Origin of the sequence: Solidesulfovibrio sp. (genome assembly GCF_029978005.1) — a bacterium.
In the GTDB taxonomy this organism is placed as follows: domain Bacteria; phylum Desulfobacterota; class Desulfovibrionia; order Desulfovibrionales; family Desulfovibrionaceae; genus Solidesulfovibrio.
Genome location: NZ_JARKOZ010000129.1, coordinates 18,715 through 34,072, shown reverse-complemented (window position 1 = coordinate 34,072; position 15,358 = coordinate 18,715). Strand labels below are relative to the sequence as shown.

General features: G+C 71.2%; 16 protein-coding genes. 4 read left to right on the top strand and 12 right to left on the bottom strand.

The features are described 5' to 3' along the window. Positions 1-2: 2 nt before the first annotated feature. From Q1K70_RS14690 to Q1K70_RS14675, 4 genes are all read left to right on the top strand, one after another. On the top strand, positions 3-320 hold the full coding sequence (locus Q1K70_RS14690; RefSeq protein WP_300161038.1) for a hypothetical protein: 318 nt from the start codon (positions 3-5) through the stop codon (positions 318-320). Continuing rightward, a complete protein-coding gene (locus tag Q1K70_RS14685; protein WP_300161036.1) occupies positions 310-537 on the top strand; it encodes a 4Fe-4S binding protein in 228 nt (75 codons plus the stop codon). The genes Q1K70_RS14690 and Q1K70_RS14685 overlap by 11 nt, the downstream gene beginning before the upstream one ends. A 61-nt stretch (positions 538-598) precedes the next feature. After that, positions 599-988 carry a CidA/LrgA family protein gene (locus tag Q1K70_RS14680; RefSeq protein WP_300161034.1) on the top strand — a complete coding sequence of 130 codons (390 nt, stop codon included), beginning with the start codon at positions 599-601 and terminating at the stop codon, positions 986-988. Continuing rightward, the gene (locus Q1K70_RS14675) at positions 988-1,683 is read left to right on the top strand and encodes an LrgB family protein (protein WP_300161032.1); all 696 of its coding nucleotides are present in this window, start codon (positions 988-990) and stop codon (positions 1,681-1,683) included. Before Q1K70_RS14680 ends, Q1K70_RS14675 begins: the two co-directional genes overlap by 1 nt. 33 nt (positions 1,684-1,716) lie before the next feature. Here the strand turns inward: Q1K70_RS14675 and Q1K70_RS14670 are convergent, their stop codons facing one another. From Q1K70_RS14670 to Q1K70_RS14615, 12 genes are all read right to left on the bottom strand, one after another. Further along, positions 1,717-3,342 (bottom strand): sigma 54-interacting transcriptional regulator, encoded by a 1,626-nt coding sequence (locus Q1K70_RS14670; protein ID WP_300161030.1) that lies wholly within the window; start codon positions 3,340-3,342, stop codon positions 1,717-1,719. Between the two features lie 128 nt (positions 3,343-3,470). Next, positions 3,471-4,244 (bottom strand): ABC transporter ATP-binding protein, encoded by a 774-nt coding sequence (locus Q1K70_RS14665; RefSeq protein ID WP_300161028.1) that lies wholly within the window; start codon positions 4,242-4,244, stop codon positions 3,471-3,473. Positions 4,245-4,246: 2 nt separating this feature from the next. Further along, entirely contained in the window at positions 4,247-5,002 is a 756-nt protein-coding gene (locus Q1K70_RS14660; RefSeq protein WP_300161026.1) for an ABC transporter permease, read from the bottom strand. Beyond that, positions 4,999-5,997, bottom strand: a complete 999-nt coding sequence (locus Q1K70_RS14655; RefSeq protein WP_300161024.1) for an ABC transporter substrate-binding protein — start codon at positions 5,995-5,997, stop codon at positions 4,999-5,001. Before Q1K70_RS14655 ends, Q1K70_RS14660 begins: the two co-directional genes overlap by 4 nt. Beyond that, complete coding sequence (locus tag Q1K70_RS14650) at positions 5,994-6,782, bottom strand: hypothetical protein (RefSeq protein WP_300161022.1); 789 nt, start codon at positions 6,780-6,782, stop codon at positions 5,994-5,996. Before Q1K70_RS14650 ends, Q1K70_RS14655 begins: the two co-directional genes overlap by 4 nt. Continuing rightward, positions 6,779-7,747: a sll0787 family AIR synthase-like protein gene (locus Q1K70_RS14645; RefSeq protein ID WP_300161020.1), complete on the bottom strand. Its 969-nt coding sequence runs from the start codon at positions 7,745-7,747 to the stop codon at positions 6,779-6,781. The genes Q1K70_RS14650 and Q1K70_RS14645 overlap by 4 nt, the downstream gene beginning before the upstream one ends. Beyond that, a complete protein-coding gene (locus Q1K70_RS14640) occupies positions 7,732-8,658 on the bottom strand; it encodes a DUF2877 domain-containing protein (protein WP_300161018.1) in 927 nt (308 codons plus the stop codon). Before Q1K70_RS14640 ends, Q1K70_RS14645 begins: the two co-directional genes overlap by 16 nt. After that, positions 8,655-9,845, bottom strand: coding sequence for a (Fe-S)-binding protein (locus tag Q1K70_RS14635; protein ID WP_300161016.1), 1,191 nt, complete (start codon positions 9,843-9,845; stop codon positions 8,655-8,657). Before Q1K70_RS14635 ends, Q1K70_RS14640 begins: the two co-directional genes overlap by 4 nt. A gap of 19 nt (positions 9,846-9,864) precedes the next feature. Further along, positions 9,865-11,295 (bottom strand): FAD-binding oxidoreductase, encoded by a 1,431-nt coding sequence (locus Q1K70_RS14630; RefSeq protein WP_300161014.1) that lies wholly within the window; start codon positions 11,293-11,295, stop codon positions 9,865-9,867. Between the two features lie 34 nt (positions 11,296-11,329). Next, positions 11,330-12,844: an acyl-CoA synthetase FdrA gene (fdrA, locus tag Q1K70_RS14625; protein ID WP_300161012.1), complete on the bottom strand. Its 1,515-nt coding sequence runs from the start codon at positions 12,842-12,844 to the stop codon at positions 11,330-11,332. Between the two features lie 31 nt (positions 12,845-12,875). Beyond that, a complete protein-coding gene (gene arcC / locus Q1K70_RS14620; RefSeq protein WP_300161010.1) occupies positions 12,876-13,820 on the bottom strand; it encodes a carbamate kinase in 945 nt (314 codons plus the stop codon). 42 nt (positions 13,821-13,862) lie between these two features. After that, positions 13,863-15,263, bottom strand: coding sequence for a DUF1116 domain-containing protein (locus Q1K70_RS14615; protein WP_300161008.1), 1,401 nt, complete (start codon positions 15,261-15,263; stop codon positions 13,863-13,865). Positions 15,264-15,358 lie beyond the last annotated feature (95 nt).

The following is a 15,358-nucleotide window of genomic DNA, read 5'->3' as shown; positions in this document are numbered from 1 at the left end:
CCATGCCGGACATCGACCGCGAGAATCAGGCGCAACCCGGCCAACCCTCGCCCCGGGCCGGACAGGAACCGGTACCGGGCGCGCCGTCGCAAAGCGAGGTCGGGGACGCCTTCCTCGACATGGAGGCCTACATGGCGGCCTTGTCGGGTCTGGCGGGGGGACCGTCGCCGGCGCAGGCTCCGGCCGGGGCTTCGCTGCCGGCCCTGGCGGCGCGGCTGTCGCGCCTGGAGGAGCATTTCGCCCGGATCTGCACCCTGGTCGGGCGGCTCGAACAGGAAGTCCTGGCGATCAAGGAAGAGGCGGCCGGCCGTGGACGGTAAGGCCGCCGCCGCGCCGCCGCGCCATGTGCTCCATGTGGACCGGCAGCGCTGCCTGGGCTGCGGCCAGTGCCTGGGCAGCTGTCCCAGGGGGCTGCTCGCCGTTCGGGAGCACAGCGCCTGCCTCGTCGATGCCTCGCGCTGCGACGGCCGGGGCGCCTGCCTCGGGCATTGCAGCGCCGACGCCCTGTCGTTGCGGCCGCGGGCTCTTGCCGGCTGAGGCGGGCGGCGGTATGGCCAGGGCCTTCCCTTCAATGAAACGAACGGACAAGTGGGGTGGTATGCTGCGTGGGGTCATCGCCCGGGCCGGCCTTCCCGGGCGGATCGTCAAGAGTCTTGGGCAGTTCGGCGTTTTATGGGGCGTGTATTTCGGCTGCGCCCGGCTGGTGGACTGGCTCGGCTGGCCCATTCCGGCCAACGTCCTCGGCGTGGTCGTGCTGTTCGTCCTGCTGTGCCTGGGCGTGGTCCGGCTGGAGCATGTGGAGGGCGTGGCGGATTTCCTGCTGCGCCATCTGGTGTTTTTTTTCGTGCCCATCGCCGTGGGCCTCATGGACTGGGGCGAGGTCTTCGCCAGGTACGGCGCGGTGCTTCTGGCCGCCATCCTGGTCAGCTCGCTTTTGCCCCTGCTGGCCGTGGGCTTTCTCACCCTTTTCCTGCACAGGGCGCGCTGATGGAGCGCCTGCTTTTCCTCGCCGGCTGCGTCGGAGCGACCATGGCCGCCTACCTGGGCGTGCGTCGCCTGTACCTGCGCTTCAACCATCCGCTGCTCAACGTCGTGGCCTTAAGCGCCGGCGCGGTCATCGCGCTGCTCGTGGCCTGCGATATTCCCTATGCCGCCTACGCGCCGGCCAAGGACCTCATGACCGCGCCGCTGGGGCCGGCCACGGTCGCCCTGGCCGTGCCGCTCTACCGCCATCGGGACATCCTGCGCCGCCACGGGCCGGGCCTTTTGGCCAGCGTCGCCCTGGGGGCGTTTCTGGCCATGTTCTCGGCCGGACTCACGGCCAAGGCCGGCGGGCTCCCCCGGGAGGTGGTGGTCTCCATCCTGCCCAAGGGCGTCTCCATCCCCTTCGCGGTGGAGATTTCCCGCCTCTACGACGGGGTTCCGGCGCTCAGCGCCGCCTTCGTCGTGGCCACGGGCACCCTGGGCTCCCTGCTCGGCGGGTGGCTCCTCACCCGCAGCGGCATCGGCCATCCCGTGGCCCGGGGCCTGGCGCTCGGCACGGTGTCCCATGCCCAGGGCACGGCCACGGCCCTGATGGAGGGCGAGCGGCAGGGGGCCATGGCCGGACTGGCCATGATCCTGGCCGGCATGCTGACCGCGGCCTTCGCGCCCCTGGCCGTGCGGCTGCTCGGCCTTCTGTGACGCCTTTTCCCCTGCGCGGGGCGGACCGCCGGCCTACATCTCCTCGGCCGGGGCGCGCGGCTGGTAGATGCCGAGCTTCTTGAGGCGGGAGATGAGGGTGGTGGGGTTTATGCCAAGAAGCCTGGCCGCCCCGCGCGAGCCGTAGATGCGCCAGTTGGTCTGGCGCAGCGCCTCTTCCATGTTGGTCTTTTCCAGGTCGCGCAGTTCGTTTTCCGTGAGGATGCGCAGGGGAAGGGGCACGGCCGCCTGGGCCGGGACTTCCTCCCGGGCCGTGTCCGGGGCGCGGTCGAGTTCGAGCAGCACCTGGTCGGGCTGGGCGGTGATGACGATGCGCTCCACGATGTTCTGGAGCTCCCGGATGTTGCCCGGCCAGTCGTAGGCCACGAGGCGTTGCAGCTGCTCGTCCGAAAGCCGCACGCGCGGCCGGTTCATCTTCCTGCTCGACAGCTTGATGAAATGCTCGGCCAGAAGCGCCACGTCCATCTTGCGTTCGCGCAGGCTCGGCACCACGACGGGAAACACCTGGAGGCGGTAATACAGGTCCTCCCGGAAGCGGCCGGACTGGATTTCCGCTTGCAGGTTGCGGTTGGTGGCCGAGATGACGCGCACGTCCACCTGGCGGACCGCGTCCTCGCCCACGCGCTGGTATTCGCCCTCCTGGAGCACGCGCAAAAGCTTGCTTTGCAGGTAGACCGGAATCTCCCCCACCTCGTCCAGGAACAGCGTGCCGCCGTCGGCCGCCTGGAAATAGCCGATGCGGTTTTTGACCGCCCCGGTGAACGCCCCCCGGGCATGGCCGAAGAATTCGCTCTCGAACAGCTCGCGGGGGATGGCCGAGCAGTTGATCTTGATCATGGGCTTGTCGCGCCGGTCGCTCTGGTCGTGGATCTCCCGGGCGATCATTTCCTTGCCCGTGCCGGACTCCCCGTAGATGAGCACGTTGGCGTCGGTGGGGCCGACCATGCGGATGAGCTTCCTGATCCGCTCGATGCCCTCGCTTTTGCCGATGATTCCCTTGAAGGAATGGACTTCGTTGATCTCCTGGCGCAGGTAGGCGTTTTCCAACTCGATCTGCTGCTTGAGCTGGTCCACCATCTGGAAGGCCCGGGCGTTGGCGATGGCGTAGGCCAGATGGTCTGCCACCATGCGCAGCATCTCCAGGGTGCCCTGCTCCAGAGGCGACCGGGTGAAGACCGACAGCACCCCGAGCACCTCGTCGCGGCAGATCAGCGGCTGGCCGACGAAGCCGACGATCCGCTCGCGCTTGATCCAGCCCGGATCGGCCAGCCACCTGTCGCGAACGTTGATCTCGTCCACCTCCAGGGGCGTGCCCGAGGCGGCGATCTGTCCCACCTTGCGGATGCCGAGGGGGAAGCGGCTGAAGGCGGAGCCTTCGACGTAGTCCCAGACCTTCTCGCTGGCCAGGGATCTGCCGGCGCTGGCCTTGAGGTGCAGGCAGCGGCTCTTGTCCGGGCACTGGAAGGCGTCCTTGCAGGCGGCGCAGACGTCGCCGGGCTCGATGAGCCAGGCCCGGACCAGGGCGACGCTGGACACGCTGCCGAGCGTTTGCACGGCGATACGCAGCACCTCGTCCACGGAGTGGTGCTGGGCCAGTTCCAGAAGGAGCTTTCTGACGTTGACGAATCCCAGTATGGCCATGGCGACGGCATCCTTTCGGCGCGTGGCGTCATCGGCGAATCGGGCCTGACGGACGTGCGGCGGACATGCCCTTGCCCGCCGCGGTGGCACTCCCTTCAGGCGACCATACGGAGCCGTGGCGACCCGGGTCAACGCCCCTCGCGGCACAACCGCCGCAGGATCGCGACGATCCTGGCGCGCAGGGCGTTGACGCCCGCGTCGGTGCGCACGCGCGGGCGGGGCAGGTCCACGTCCAACACTTCCTCCACCCGGCTCGGCCGGGGCGTGATGACCGCGATGCGGTCGCTTAGAAGCACCGCCTCCTCGATGTCGTGGGTGACGAACACGATGGTGTCGCGCCGGCGCTCCCAGACGTCGAGGAGGAAGGCCTGCATCCGGTTTTTGGTCTGGCAGTCCAGGGCGCTGAAGGGCTCGTCCATGAGCACCACGCCGGGTCCGGCCACGAGCGTGCGGGCGATGGCCGCCTTCTGGCGCATGCCGCCGGAAAGCTCCCGGGGAAAGCGGTCGCTGACGGGCGAAAGGCCGAAGGCCTCCTCGTATTCCCGGGCCAGGGCGTCGCGCCGGGCGGCGGGCAGGCGACGCAGCTCGAGCCCGAGCGCGATGTTGCCCCGCACCGTGCGCCAGGGCAGCAGGGCCAGCTCCTGGCTGACCAGACCCACGGCGGCCGGGCCGCCGGGCGCGGGCGGGCGGCCGTCGATGCGGATGCTCCCCCGGCTTGGCGCTTCCAGCCCGGCGATGACCCGCAGCAGGGTGGTCTTGCCCGAGCCGTTGAGCCCCACCACGGAGACGAGGGAGCCGGCCGGGACCTCCAGGTCGATGCCGTCGAGCACGGGCGTTTCCGGCCCGTTCCCCTTGCCGGGGTAGGCCTTGCCGAGACCGCGTATGCTAAGCGTCGCGGCCATGGTCATTGCCAACGCAGCAGTCTTGCCGCCAGGCGCTTCATGCCCCACTCCATGCCGAGCCCCATCAGGCCTATGACCGCCATGCCGGCCATGACCATGTCCGTGCGCTGGAGGTCCCGGGCGCTCATGATCATGTAGCCCAGGCCATAGCCGCCGCGCACGCCGGTGAATTCCGCCGCGACCAGGGTCATCCAGCCGATGCCGAGGCCCACCCGCACGCCGGTGAGGACCGACGGCAGCGCCCCGGGCAGCAGCACCTTGCCCCACACCGCCGCCCTGCCGCCGCCGAGCGCCCGCACCGCGTCCACGTAGAGCGCGTCCACTCCCCGCACCCCGGCGCAGGTGGACAGCACCACCGGGAAAAGCGCCCCGAGGAAGATGAGAAAGGCCGCCGAGGCCAGCCCCAGCCCGAACCAGAGGATGGCCATGGGCACCCAGGCCAAAGGCGGAATGGGCCGCAGGAAATCCACCAGCGGCATGCAGGCGGCGCGAAAACGCGGGCTGGCCCCGAGGGCCAGCCCCAGTGGCAGCCCCAGGGCCACGGCCAGACCCGTGCCGGTCAGCACGCGGATCAGGCTGTGCCAGGCGTGCAGGGGCAGGGTTTTCCCCGGCGGCATGCCCCGGGTCCACAGTTCGCCCAGGGCCGCGCCCACGGCCACGGGCGAGGCGAGCATGGCCGGCGCGACCAGGCCCGCCTGGCAGACCGCCTGCCAGACGGCCAGGGCCGCAAGCGCGGGGACCAGGGCGCGCGGAGTCATTGCCCGGCCGCCTCCCGCAGGGGGCCGGCGATGAATTCCCGGGTGAAGGCCGCCTCGTCCGGGACCTTGATCACCCCCAGGGTATTGAGGAAACGCACGTATTCCTCCTCCCCGGCCACGCTCGGGGTCTCGGTGTAGGTCACCTGGCCAAGAGCCCGCCGGACCACGGCCTCGTCCATGCCGGTGTGCCTGACGGCCACGGCCACGGCCTCGTCCGGGTGCTCGTGGATGAAGATCGTGGCCTTGCGGTGGGCGCGAAGCAGGGCCTGGGCCGCCTGCGGGCGCCGGCGCACCAGGGCGTCGCTGGCGGCCAGCACGCAGCAGGGGTGCCCGGTCCAGATGTCGGCCGAGGAGGCGAGGACCTGGCCGAGGCCCTGGAGCACGGCCCGGGAGGGGTAGGGCTCCCAGGCGATGAAGCCGTCGATCTGGCCGGCTTGCAGGGCGGAGAGCATTTCCGGCGGGGAGAGCACGATGACGTCCACGGCCTCGGGGGCCAGGCCCAGCCTGGGCAGGGCCTTTCGCAGCAGGAAGTCCTGGACGCTGCCGTTGCCGGGCATGGCCAGGGTCGGATGGCTGACCTCGCCGGCCGCCAGGGCCTTGGAGCCGACCAGGGCCGAGCCCTCGGTGTTGGCCTGGGCCAGCACCTTGACCCCGGCCGTGCCGCGCACCGCGGCGATGGTCGCCGGCGCTTCGCCGACATAGGCGGCGTCGAGCTCGCCCGCGCCGAAGGCGGTCATGAGCTCCGGCCCGGACCGGAACATGCCGGCCGTTTCCACGGCCACGCCTTCTTCCTGGAAGAACCCCTTGTCCAGGGCCACCCACAGGGCCAGGTGGTGCAGGTCGTTTTGCAGGGAGGCCATGCGCACGGGCTTGTCCGCCTCCGGAGCGGCCGGGCCGGCGGCGAACGCGGCGACGGACGCGAAGAGCAGCGCGGCGGCCAGGGCCAGGGCGGCGCGGCCCAGGGGGCGGACGGGGAGTCGAAGCGAAAGGGTCATGGCAAGGCGCTCCTTTGGGCGTTCGGGACGAGGAGATGGATGGTTCCGGGCCGGTTCCAGGGCGCGCACAGGGTCGGCGAGCCCAGGCCGCGATTGCGCGCGTCGAGGGCGGCCGCGTCCGGGTGCGCGGCGAATTCCGCCCGCTCCCAGGCCAGGCGGGCCGCGTCCCGGTCCGGGCAGGCGCTGGTCAGCAACAGATAGACCGGGGCCTGGTGGCGGCGGCAGGCGGCGAAAAGCCCGGCGAGGCCGGCGGCGTCCAGGTAGTCGGGGACGTTGCTCAGGACGATGCAGTCGTGCCCGGTCGAGGCGGCCAGGTGGGCGGCGACGTCGCCTTGCACGACTGCGGTGCGCCCGGCCGCGGCCTTGGCCCGGGCCAGGGCCGCGGCATCGAAGAAGAAGTCGATGCCGAAAATGTTTTCGAGGGCGTCGAGGACGCGGGGCAAGGGGTAGTCCCGGCCCCGGGCCAGGTAGTGGGCGCGCAGTTCGGGATAGACGGCCTCGGCGAACCAGGCGCGCAGTCCCCCGGGCGTGCCGGCGGCGCGCACGGCGTCGAGCAGCCGCCTGAAGTACGCGACCTGGAAGGGGGCGACGTCCACGAAGGTGGCGGCTTCAAGTTCCGGCAGCACGCCGGCCGCCTCGAGCAGCGCCATGCCCGAGCCGCCGACGAAGACCGGACGGCGCGCCCGGTTGCCCAGGCGACCCAGGGCGTCTCGCAGCACGGCCGCGTCCTCGTTGGGCAGGTAGAAGCGGCTGGCGTTGCCCCAGTCCGGGCGGGGCGCGCTCATGCGCCGCCTCCGACGAAGGGCCGGGCCTCGAAATCCCACAGCACGGCCCGGCGGTCCCCCTGGCGAAGCACGGCCCGGCGCTCCCGGCAAAAGTCGCCGATGGGCGTGGCGGTCAGGCCCCGGGCCGCGAAAAGCGCGGTCAGGGCGGCCAGGTTTTCGGGCGAAACGGCCAGAAGGAAGCCGTAGGACATGAACGCCAGGAGCCACGGGGCCAGGGGCACGCCCTCGGGCGGGACCAGGCGGCCCAGGTCGAGGGTCACGCCCAGGCCCGACGACTCGGCCAGCATGAGGGCCGTGCCGGAAACGCCGGCCATGCTGACGTCCTTGCCGGCGGCGGCCAGGCCGGCCTCGGCGCAGGCCGGGAGCAGCTCGAGGTCGGGCAGGAGGGCGGCGTCATCCTCGGGCAGGGTGGCGTTCCAGAAGCCGAGGTCGGCCAGCCAGCGGCCGTTTTTGCGGGCCACGAGCACGAGATGGTCGCCGGGCCTGGCGTCGAAGCTGGTGAGGCAGCGCCTGGCCCGGCCCAGGATGGCCAGGGCCACGGAAGCGTCCGTGGTCGTGCGCAGCAGGTGGCCGCCGACCACGGGCACCTTGTAGCGTTCGGCGTTTTCGCGCATGCCCCGGCAGATTTCCCGGGCGGCTTCGCCGTCCGGCGTGCCGATGACGTCCACCATGGCCACCGGGCGGCCGCCCATGGCGTAGATGTCGTTGACGTTGGCCAGGACGGCGCATTTCCCGGCCAGGTAGGGGTTTTGGCGCACGATGGAGGCGACGATGCCCTCGGCGGCCAGGAGCAGCCAGCCGTCCCCGTCCGGGATGGCGGCGGCGTCGTCGCCGTTGCGGATGCCGCTGGCGCGGGTGAGCCCGGCGAAGGCCTCGGTCATGGGCCGGATGCGGCATTTGTTGCGAAAGGCCTCGGAGTCGCGAAGCTCCCGCGCCAGCGCCTCCAGGTTCAGTGCTCGAGCCATGTCGGTTCCCCCGTGTCGGTGACGCTGGCGGTGACGGTGCGCATCGCCAGCCACATACCCGCCAGGGCGTCCAGGCCGCTGGAGTGACCGAGCGCGGCCAGGGAGGCCACGGCCCGGCCGGCCTCGGCCGCCTCGCCGCCGTGCACGGCGGCGAGCCAGTCGCCGACCGGTCCGGCCACGAGTCCCCGGGCGGCGCAGCGCAGCAGGAAACCGGAAAAGGCCGTGGTGCGCCCGACCAGCTCCCCGGCCAGGTCCGCCAGCGAAAGCCGGGGAAAAATCGGCGCGCCCGAGCTTTCGCCGTGGAAGCGAAGCGCCCCCAGCACGCCGGCCAGGAAATCGTCGCCGGCCGGGGTGAGTCCCTGGCCAAGTCCGGCCAGGTCCCGGGCCGCCACGACGAAATCATCCCAATCCCCACGGCCCAGCGCCCGGGCCAGACGCGCGCCAAGCCGGCGCTCCAGGCCGTCGATGGCCCCGGAGAGCCGGCCGGTCGCTTCCGAGGGAGCAGGCCCCGGAAAGTCGTGCAGAAGATCGTGGAAGCCGCCGCGCCGGGGAATGGCCCGGGCGGCTGCGGCGCTTACGGCCAGGGCCTGGCGGATGCGCGGCGGCCCGGCCATGGGCCGGCGGGAGGTCGGCGGGGAAAAGGGCGCAAGGGCCGCGGTCGCGACGACGAGCCCGCCCTTGGCGAAGACCCCTTCGGCCGTGACGGCGACTTCCTCGCCGACGCGCCAGCCGCCCGGAAAGCCGCGCCACAGGATGGAGTAGGGGTGGGCGGGCAGGCTCGCCTGGCCGAGCGTCAGGCAGCAGTCGTCGCAGGCCGCGTGGACGCAGCGCGCGAACACGGCCCGGATGCGCCCCCGGCGCGCCGCGCCGCCCGGCGGTGCGGCCAGGCAGCCTACGGTCCCGAGCGTCATCGCGCCTCCGGCAACGAGGCCAGAAGCAGTTCCTCCAGGCCGCAAAGCCCGATGGAGGCGTCCGTTTCCTTGATGGCCTGGCTGAAGCTCCCCTGGCAGAACGGGCACATGGTCACGAGGGTGTCCGCGCCCGTGGCCACGGCCTCCTCCAGCCGGTCCTTCGCGATGGCCGCGGCCATCTCCGGGTAGTTGGCCTTGACCCCGCCCCCGGCCCCGCAGCAGCGGGAGGACTCCCGGCAGCGGGGCATTTCCACGAGTTTGACCCCCGGGATGGCGGCCAGGATCTCCCGGGGCTCGTCGAAAAGCCCCTGGGAGCGCCCGACGTGGCAGGGATCGTGGAAGGTCACGGTCGCCTCCACCGGAACGGACGGCCGGATGCGCCCCTGGCGCAGCAGGTCCGCGTAGACTTCGCTGAAATGGCGCACCGTGACGTCGAAGGGCTTGCCGAGCTTTCGCGCCCACTGCGGGTAGTCGTGCTTGAGGGTTTTGGAGCAGCCGCCGCAGGGCGTGACGATGGTGCGCGCCCCGGTGCGGGCGAAAAGATCCAGGTTGCGGCCGATGAGCTCTCCGGCCACGTCGAGCTGGCCCGTGCGCAACAGCGGACTGGCGCAGCAGTTCTCCAGGCCCCCGGCGTAGGCGTAGGGGATGGCGAGGCGCGTGAGGATGGTCACGCCGGTCTGGAGCATGGACGGCATGCGGTAGGAGGCGGTGCAGCCGCCGAAGACGAGGATGTCGGCCGCTTCCACGGGCTTGTGCTCGGGCAAAAGCCACTGGGACTGCTTGTCCGCCGGCTCGCCGTAGGGATTGCCGTGGGCTTCGGCCAGGGCGCGCAGCTTCTTGTGGGCGGGCATGGGCCCGAGGCCCCTGGCCACCACGTCGGCCCGCACCGCCTCCCACAGCGGCACCAGGGGGATGGCCGTCTGGCAGACGGCCTGGCAGCGCTCGCAGGTGGTGCAGCGGTAGAGCCGGTCCACCCACTCCGGGGTGAGCACGTCGCGGCCCTCGAAATAGTCCTTGAGGAAATAGACCTTGGCGCGCGGGGAGAACGTCTCGAAGCCGCCGCCGAAGGGGAAGGTGGGGCAGGCGACCTTGCAGAAGCCGCACCGCGCGCAGCTCGCCACGGCCTCGGCCAGCTCGCTGGCCGGGAAACGGTCGGGGGCGACCGGGGAAAACGCCTGTGTGCTCATGATGGTGCCTCCGGGGGCCTTACGAGGTGCGGCGGGGTTTGGAGGGCAAAAGGGCGGCCAGGGGCCCCAGGCAGGCCGTGCCCGCCAGGATGCAGCGGGAAAGGCTCACGAAGGGCGCAAGCGGCAGGCCTGGGCCGGAGAGCTTGCCGGGATTGAGCAGGCCGCGCGCGTCGAGCTGCGCTTTCAAACGCCGGACCAGGGCGAGCTTGTCCGGGCCGAAGACCTCCCCGGCCAAAGCGGAAAACCACATGCCCGTGGCGTAGGGCCGACCGCCGAAGCGGGCGGCCAGGCGCATGGGGAGCATGGCCTTGGCCATGCGCAGCGGGTAGAGCAGGGCGCGGGCGTCGTCGAGGATGTAGACCAGCACGGCCAGCCCGCCGCCGCGTACCCCGAAGGCCTCGACGCCCAGGGCGTCCCGCTTCAGGGCGGCGGTCAGGGCGGCGTGGGCGGCGGGGAAGCCCTGCATGGGCACGAGGTATTCCCCGACCAGGGCCGACGGGCCGACCTTGCGGATGCGCATGGGATAGTAGCGGCCGTTCCATTCCGCCTCGGCCACGGCGTCGTCCAGGAGCGCGCCGCCGCACAGGGCGGCCAGGCGCGTCGCCTCGGCCGTGGCCGTCTCCTTGGCGGTCGTGGCGAAGGAGACCAGAAAGCCCGAAGCAAGCGCCGGGGCGTGGCCTTCGGCCGCCGCGCGCATGGCGCAGTAGCCGGCGGATTGCAGGCTGGCCGAATAGACGTCCGGCCAGGCTTCGAGAAGTTCCAGGAACCGCACGGCGGCCGGGGCGTCGGGCATTCTGGCGGCCAGGGGCAGCAGGGTTTCGGCTTTCCGGCAGGCCAGGCGCAGCCGGGTGACGACCCCGAGGCTGCCGCAGGTCTGGGAGTAGGGTTCCATGGCTTCGCCGCGAAACGTCCGCACCGCGCCGTCGAGGCCGGCCACGTCGATTTCGAGCACGTTGTCGCGGATGGTCCCGTAGCGCAGGCTGCCGATGCCCACGCCCCCCATGGCGAACCAGCCGCCCACCGTGGACGACGGGGCGCTGGTGGGGCAGACGCGGTTGCCCAGGCCATGCGGAGCCAGGGCCCGGGACAGGTCCTCCCAGACCACGCCGGGCTCCACGTCCACGGTGGCATTGGCGGCGTCCACGGAAAGGACCCGGTTGCAATTGCAAAGGTCGAGCACCAGGCCGCCCCGGCAGGGGATCGCACCGCCGTAGCCCGAGGAGGCCTGGGCGCGCGGCGTGACCGGCAGGCCATGCTTGCCCGCCAGGCGCAGGGCGTCGGCCGTGTCCCCGGCGCTTCGGGCGACGACCACGACGTCCGGCCGGTGGCGGATCATGGCCAAAAGCGGGCGCGGCATCTCGCCCAGGTCGTGGTCGTAGCTGCGCAGTATCTGCGGATCGAAGGACACGGCCTCGCCGAACCGCTGGGCGAATTCTTCCTGATACGTCATGGACGGCCTCCTCGCCGGCGGGCGCGGGGTTTGCTCAAAGGGTCCCCGAGACCACGGCCAGGGCAGCCCTGGCCGCCTGGGCGTTGGTCGGGAAAAGAAACGCCCCGGCCTCGGCCAGCAGGGTTTCCTGGGTTTGGAGCTGCTGGGGATCGGCCTGCGTGCCGCAGACGTGGACGAGCGCCACCGGGCCGCCGTCGGCCTGGCCCCGGCGGGCGGCGTCGAGGGCCTCGGCCAGTTCGGCCGCCGGGTTGCGGTGCGCGCCGTAGCCGATGACCAGGTCGAGGAGCACGGCCTTGACCGTGGGGTCGGCCATTTCCTCGGCCAGGCGTTCCAGGCGAAGCCCCAGGTCGATGATGGGATGGGGCCGGCCCTGGGTGAATTCGTCCTCGCCGAGGTCCACGCAGCAGTGGGCCGCGCCCTTGACCGGATAGGCCAGCTTGAGCTCGGGCCGCACGGCCACGTTGGACTGGATGTCCATGGCGTCCTTGAGCAGGAAAAGCGTCTCGTAGCAGAGGGTGCCGCCGCTGTAGAGGCCGCGCAGGTAGCGGCGGTCCGGGGAAAGGGCGGCGGCCCGGGCGCGCAGCTCCTCGGGCAGGTGCGGTTCGGGGACCTCACGGCCCAAGGCGGCGAAGGCCGCCTCTTCCAGGGTGGCGACGCGGGTGATCCCGTCTCCGCCTGCCGCCGCGCCGTCGTCGCCGAGCAGGCAGGCCACGACCTCCAGGCCGCTGGCCCGGGCCTCGGCCATGACCTTCTCCCTGACCTCGGGCGCGCCCGGCTTGGACAGGATGACGAGCTTTCTGGTGGCCGGGTCCCGGGCCAGGGTGCGGATGGCCTGGAGCATCATGGTCCCGCCGATCTCGCGGCGCAGGTCGCGCCCGCCGACGCCGATGGCGTGGGAGACGCCGCCGCCGAAGCGGTCGATGAGGCAGGTGACCTCCTGGATGCCCGTGCCCGAGGCGGCGGCCAGGCCGATGTCGCCCCGGCGCACCACGTTGGCCAGGGCCAGGGCCACGCCACCCACTATGGCCGTGCCGCAGTCCGGCCCCATGAGCAGGAGCCCCTTTTCCGCGGCCCTGGCCTTGAGCTCGGCCTCGTCGGCCAGGGAGATGTTGTCGGAAAAGAGCATGACGTGAAGCCCCCGCTCCAGGGCCTCGGCCACGTCGAGCTTGGCCATGCTCCCGGGCAGGGAGATCATGGCGAAATTGGCCCCGGGCAGGCGCGAGACGGCTTCTTCCAGGGAGCGGGGCCTGGCCTCGGCCGCGTCGTCGGCCGTGGCCCGGCTGCGCAGCCGCGCGTCCACGTCGGCCAGGGCGGCGGCGAAGGCCTCCTCGTTTTCGGCCTCGATGCAGATGACCAGGTCGTTGGCCGTGGCCGCGGCCACCGTGTCTTCCAGCAGGCCGAGGTCGGCCAGAACTTTCTTGTTGCTGTCCGTGCCGAGCAGGGCCAGGACCTTGACGACGCCGGGCAGCTCGCCGGCCTGTCGGGAGATCTGCATCAAGCGGACCGAGTCCTGGTACTGGTTCTTGCGTACGATGGCTTGCGCGTGCATGTCTTCGCCTCGATCGGTGTTTTGAGGATGCCTATTTGACGATCCGGGTGCATTTGCCGGTGCGCTGCATGGCCGCTTTGAGGTTGTCCTGGGAGGTGATGACGGCTTCCCTGCCGCCCTTTTCCACATACTCGACGGCGCTTCGGATCTTGGGGCCCATGCTGCCGGGCGGGAACTGCCCCTCTTCGAGCCACTGCCGGGCCTCGGCCACGGTCACCTCGTCCAGGCTGCGCTGGGTCGGCTTGCCGAAGTCCAGGCAGACCTGCGCCACGCCGGTGAGGATGATGAAGAGTTCCGCGCCGATGTTGTAGGCGAGCAGGGCAGCCGTGGCGTCCTTGTCGATGACGCCGTCGGTGCCCACCACGCGGTCGGTCAGGTAGTTGACCGGGATGCCGCCGCCGCCGCAGGTGATGACCACGGTGTCGTTTTCGGCCAGGTACTTGATGGTGCTCAGTTCCAGGACCTTGCGCGGCTGGGGCGAGCAGACCACGCGCCGCCAGCCCCTGCCGGCGTCCTCGGTCACGTGCCAGCCCTCGGTCAGGCGGTAATGCTCGGCCTGTTCTTGGGTATAGAAGGGGCCGATGGGCTTGGTCGGCCGGGAAAAGGCGGGATCGTCGGGGCTGACCACCACCTGGGTCAGCACGGTGGCCACCTCGCGCTGCATGCGGTCCTCCTCGAGCACGGTGCGCATGCTGATTTCGAGCATGTGGCCGAGCAGGCCCTGGGACGAGGCCACGGCCACGTCCAGGGGAGGGACCGGAATGATGTCGCTGGCCTTTTCGAACTGGATGAGCAGGTTGCCCACCTGCGGCCCGTTTCCGTGGACCAGGATGAGCTGGTAGCCCTTGTGCAGGATGGCCAGCATCTGGCGGCAGGCCGCCTTGGCCTTTTCGAGCTGGGTGGTGAAGGAGCCGTCGTCTCCGGCGTCCAGGATGGCGTTGCCGCCGAAGGCCACCACGGCGATGGGTTTGGTCATGGTCGCGTCTCCTGCCTGTGAAATGTTCTCTGGCGGTCGGCTTCAGCGAGGGACGGGCATGGCGGCCAGGGCCTGGCGGAAGGCGGCCATGGGGGCGCGGGCGATGCCCGTGCCGATCTGGCCCACGCCCGAGGCCTTGTGCAGCACGCCGGTGTCGATGATGGGGGTGACGCCCAGGCGCACGACCTTGCGGACGTCGATGCCCAGCGGTGCCGGGGTGAAGTCCACCGCGCCCGGCGCAAAGGCCGGGTTCTCCCCGGCGCAGATGGAGCGCATGACGGCCATGGCCTGGCGGGAGTGGCGCATGGAGCCGCCGACGAAGGAGCTGATGCTGGGGGCCGCGCCGATGATCATGCCGCCGAGGCCGGCCGTTTCCACGATGGCGCTGTCACCGATGTCACCGGCGGCGTCCTCGGGGCCGTAGCCGGAATAGTAGATGGCCTCGTCCATGGGCGCGGTGGGGCTGATAAACCAGGCGTCGGGCAGGCCGCCCACGCGCAGGGCGAAATTGACGCCGTTGCGGCTCATGGCCGTGACCACCGTGGAATGGGGGATGCCGTGGGCGGCGTCGGCCGCGGCCTTGCAGGCGGTCAGGGTGAGGCTCAGGAAGGAATGGTTGTTCTGGCCGATGAAGTCCACGATCCGGGCCACCGTTTCGCGAGAGGCGTCCGAGGCCAGGAGCAGGGGCGTGAGCTGGCGCAGGAGCAGCAGGGTGCAGGCGGCGCTTCGGGCGTGCACCTCGTCGCCCATGAGCGTGCCCTCGGCGATGATCTTGAAGATGTCGAGCCCCTCGCCCCGCACGCGCAAGGCGGCGCGCAGGCTCGGGCCGAGGACCTCGCGCATCCAGCGCAGCCGCTCGATGGTGCCCGCGTCGTAGGTTCCCATCCAGATGACGTTGCCCTTGCCCTCGTTGAAGGTGGACCAGGAACGGTTGCCGTAAGTGGCGTTCTCGGTGACGATCACCTGCATGGACGGCGAGATGACGCCGCACATGGCCCCGACGCTGCCGAAGGCGTAGTTGGGCCGAAGCCTGATGTCGCCGGAGCGCAGCTTCGCTTCCAGGCCGGCCCGGTCGGTCGCCCAGCCCTCGAAGACGGCCGCCGCTTCCACGGCGCGCTGCTGGGGGTCGCACATGTCGCCGAAATCGATGGGCGGGCCGGAATGGAGCAGGAAGTTTCCCTCCATGCCGGGGATGGCTTCGATGGCCGGTTGGACGTCGATCCACAGCGGCCGGCTGTCCTTCAGCCGGGCCACGGTCCGGGCGTTGGCCTCCTCGACCTCGGGGCATTGCAGCCGGGCGAGCTTGTCGATGAGGGCGGGGTCGCCGCCGGCGGGGGGACGCCAGTCCACCTGGACGCCGCTGACGCCCTGCTCCAGGAGTTCGTTGTAAAAACCCTCCAGGCCGATATTGATGACCCGCATTTCCTGGTTGATGTCCGTCATGGCTCCGCTCTTTCCGGTTCGTTGTTTGGCGGCACGCGCACTGGCGGCGGCTTGCGCCGTCGCGTTGCGGCGCGTGGGCTGTCGGGGCCGTCCCC

Bases quoted from the DNA above. Each gene is read 5' to 3' on its own strand.
- fdrA (WP_300161012.1), bottom strand. From the start codon at position 12,844: ATGCACGCGCAAGCCATCGTACGCAAGAACCAGTACCAGGACTCGGTC.
- Q1K70_RS14640 (WP_300161018.1), bottom strand. From the start codon at position 8,658: ATGACGCTCGGGACCGTAGGCTGCCTGGCCGCACCGCCGGGCGGCGCG.
- Q1K70_RS14650 (WP_300161022.1), bottom strand. From the start codon at position 6,782: ATGAGCGCGCCCCGCCCGGACTGGGGCAACGCCAGCCGCTTCTACCTG.
- Q1K70_RS14670 (WP_300161030.1), bottom strand. From the start codon at position 3,342: ATGGCCATACTGGGATTCGTCAACGTCAGAAAGCTCCTTCTGGAACTG.
- Q1K70_RS14675 (WP_300161032.1), top strand. From the start codon at position 988: ATGGAGCGCCTGCTTTTCCTCGCCGGCTGCGTCGGAGCGACCATGGCC.
- Q1K70_RS14660 (WP_300161026.1), bottom strand. From the start codon at position 5,002: ATGACTCCGCGCGCCCTGGTCCCCGCGCTTGCGGCCCTGGCCGTCTGG.
- Q1K70_RS14615 (WP_300161008.1), bottom strand. From the start codon at position 15,263: ATGACGGACATCAACCAGGAAATGCGGGTCATCAATATCGGCCTGGAG.
- Q1K70_RS14680 (WP_300161034.1), top strand. From the start codon at position 599: ATGCTGCGTGGGGTCATCGCCCGGGCCGGCCTTCCCGGGCGGATCGTC.
- Q1K70_RS14635 (WP_300161016.1), bottom strand. From the start codon at position 9,845: ATGAGCACACAGGCGTTTTCCCCGGTCGCCCCCGACCGTTTCCCGGCC.
- Q1K70_RS14645 (WP_300161020.1), bottom strand. From the start codon at position 7,747: ATGGCTCGAGCACTGAACCTGGAGGCGCTGGCGCGGGAGCTTCGCGAC.
- Q1K70_RS14665 (WP_300161028.1), bottom strand. From the start codon at position 4,244: ATGGCCGCGACGCTTAGCATACGCGGTCTCGGCAAGGCCTACCCCGGC.
- arcC (WP_300161010.1), bottom strand. From the start codon at position 13,820: ATGACCAAACCCATCGCCGTGGTGGCCTTCGGCGGCAACGCCATCCTG.
- Q1K70_RS14630 (WP_300161014.1), bottom strand. From the start codon at position 11,295: ATGACGTATCAGGAAGAATTCGCCCAGCGGTTCGGCGAGGCCGTGTCC.
- Q1K70_RS14690 (WP_300161038.1), top strand. From the start codon at position 3: ATGCCGGACATCGACCGCGAGAATCAGGCGCAACCCGGCCAACCCTCG.
- Q1K70_RS14655 (WP_300161024.1), bottom strand. From the start codon at position 5,997: ATGACCCTTTCGCTTCGACTCCCCGTCCGCCCCCTGGGCCGCGCCGCC.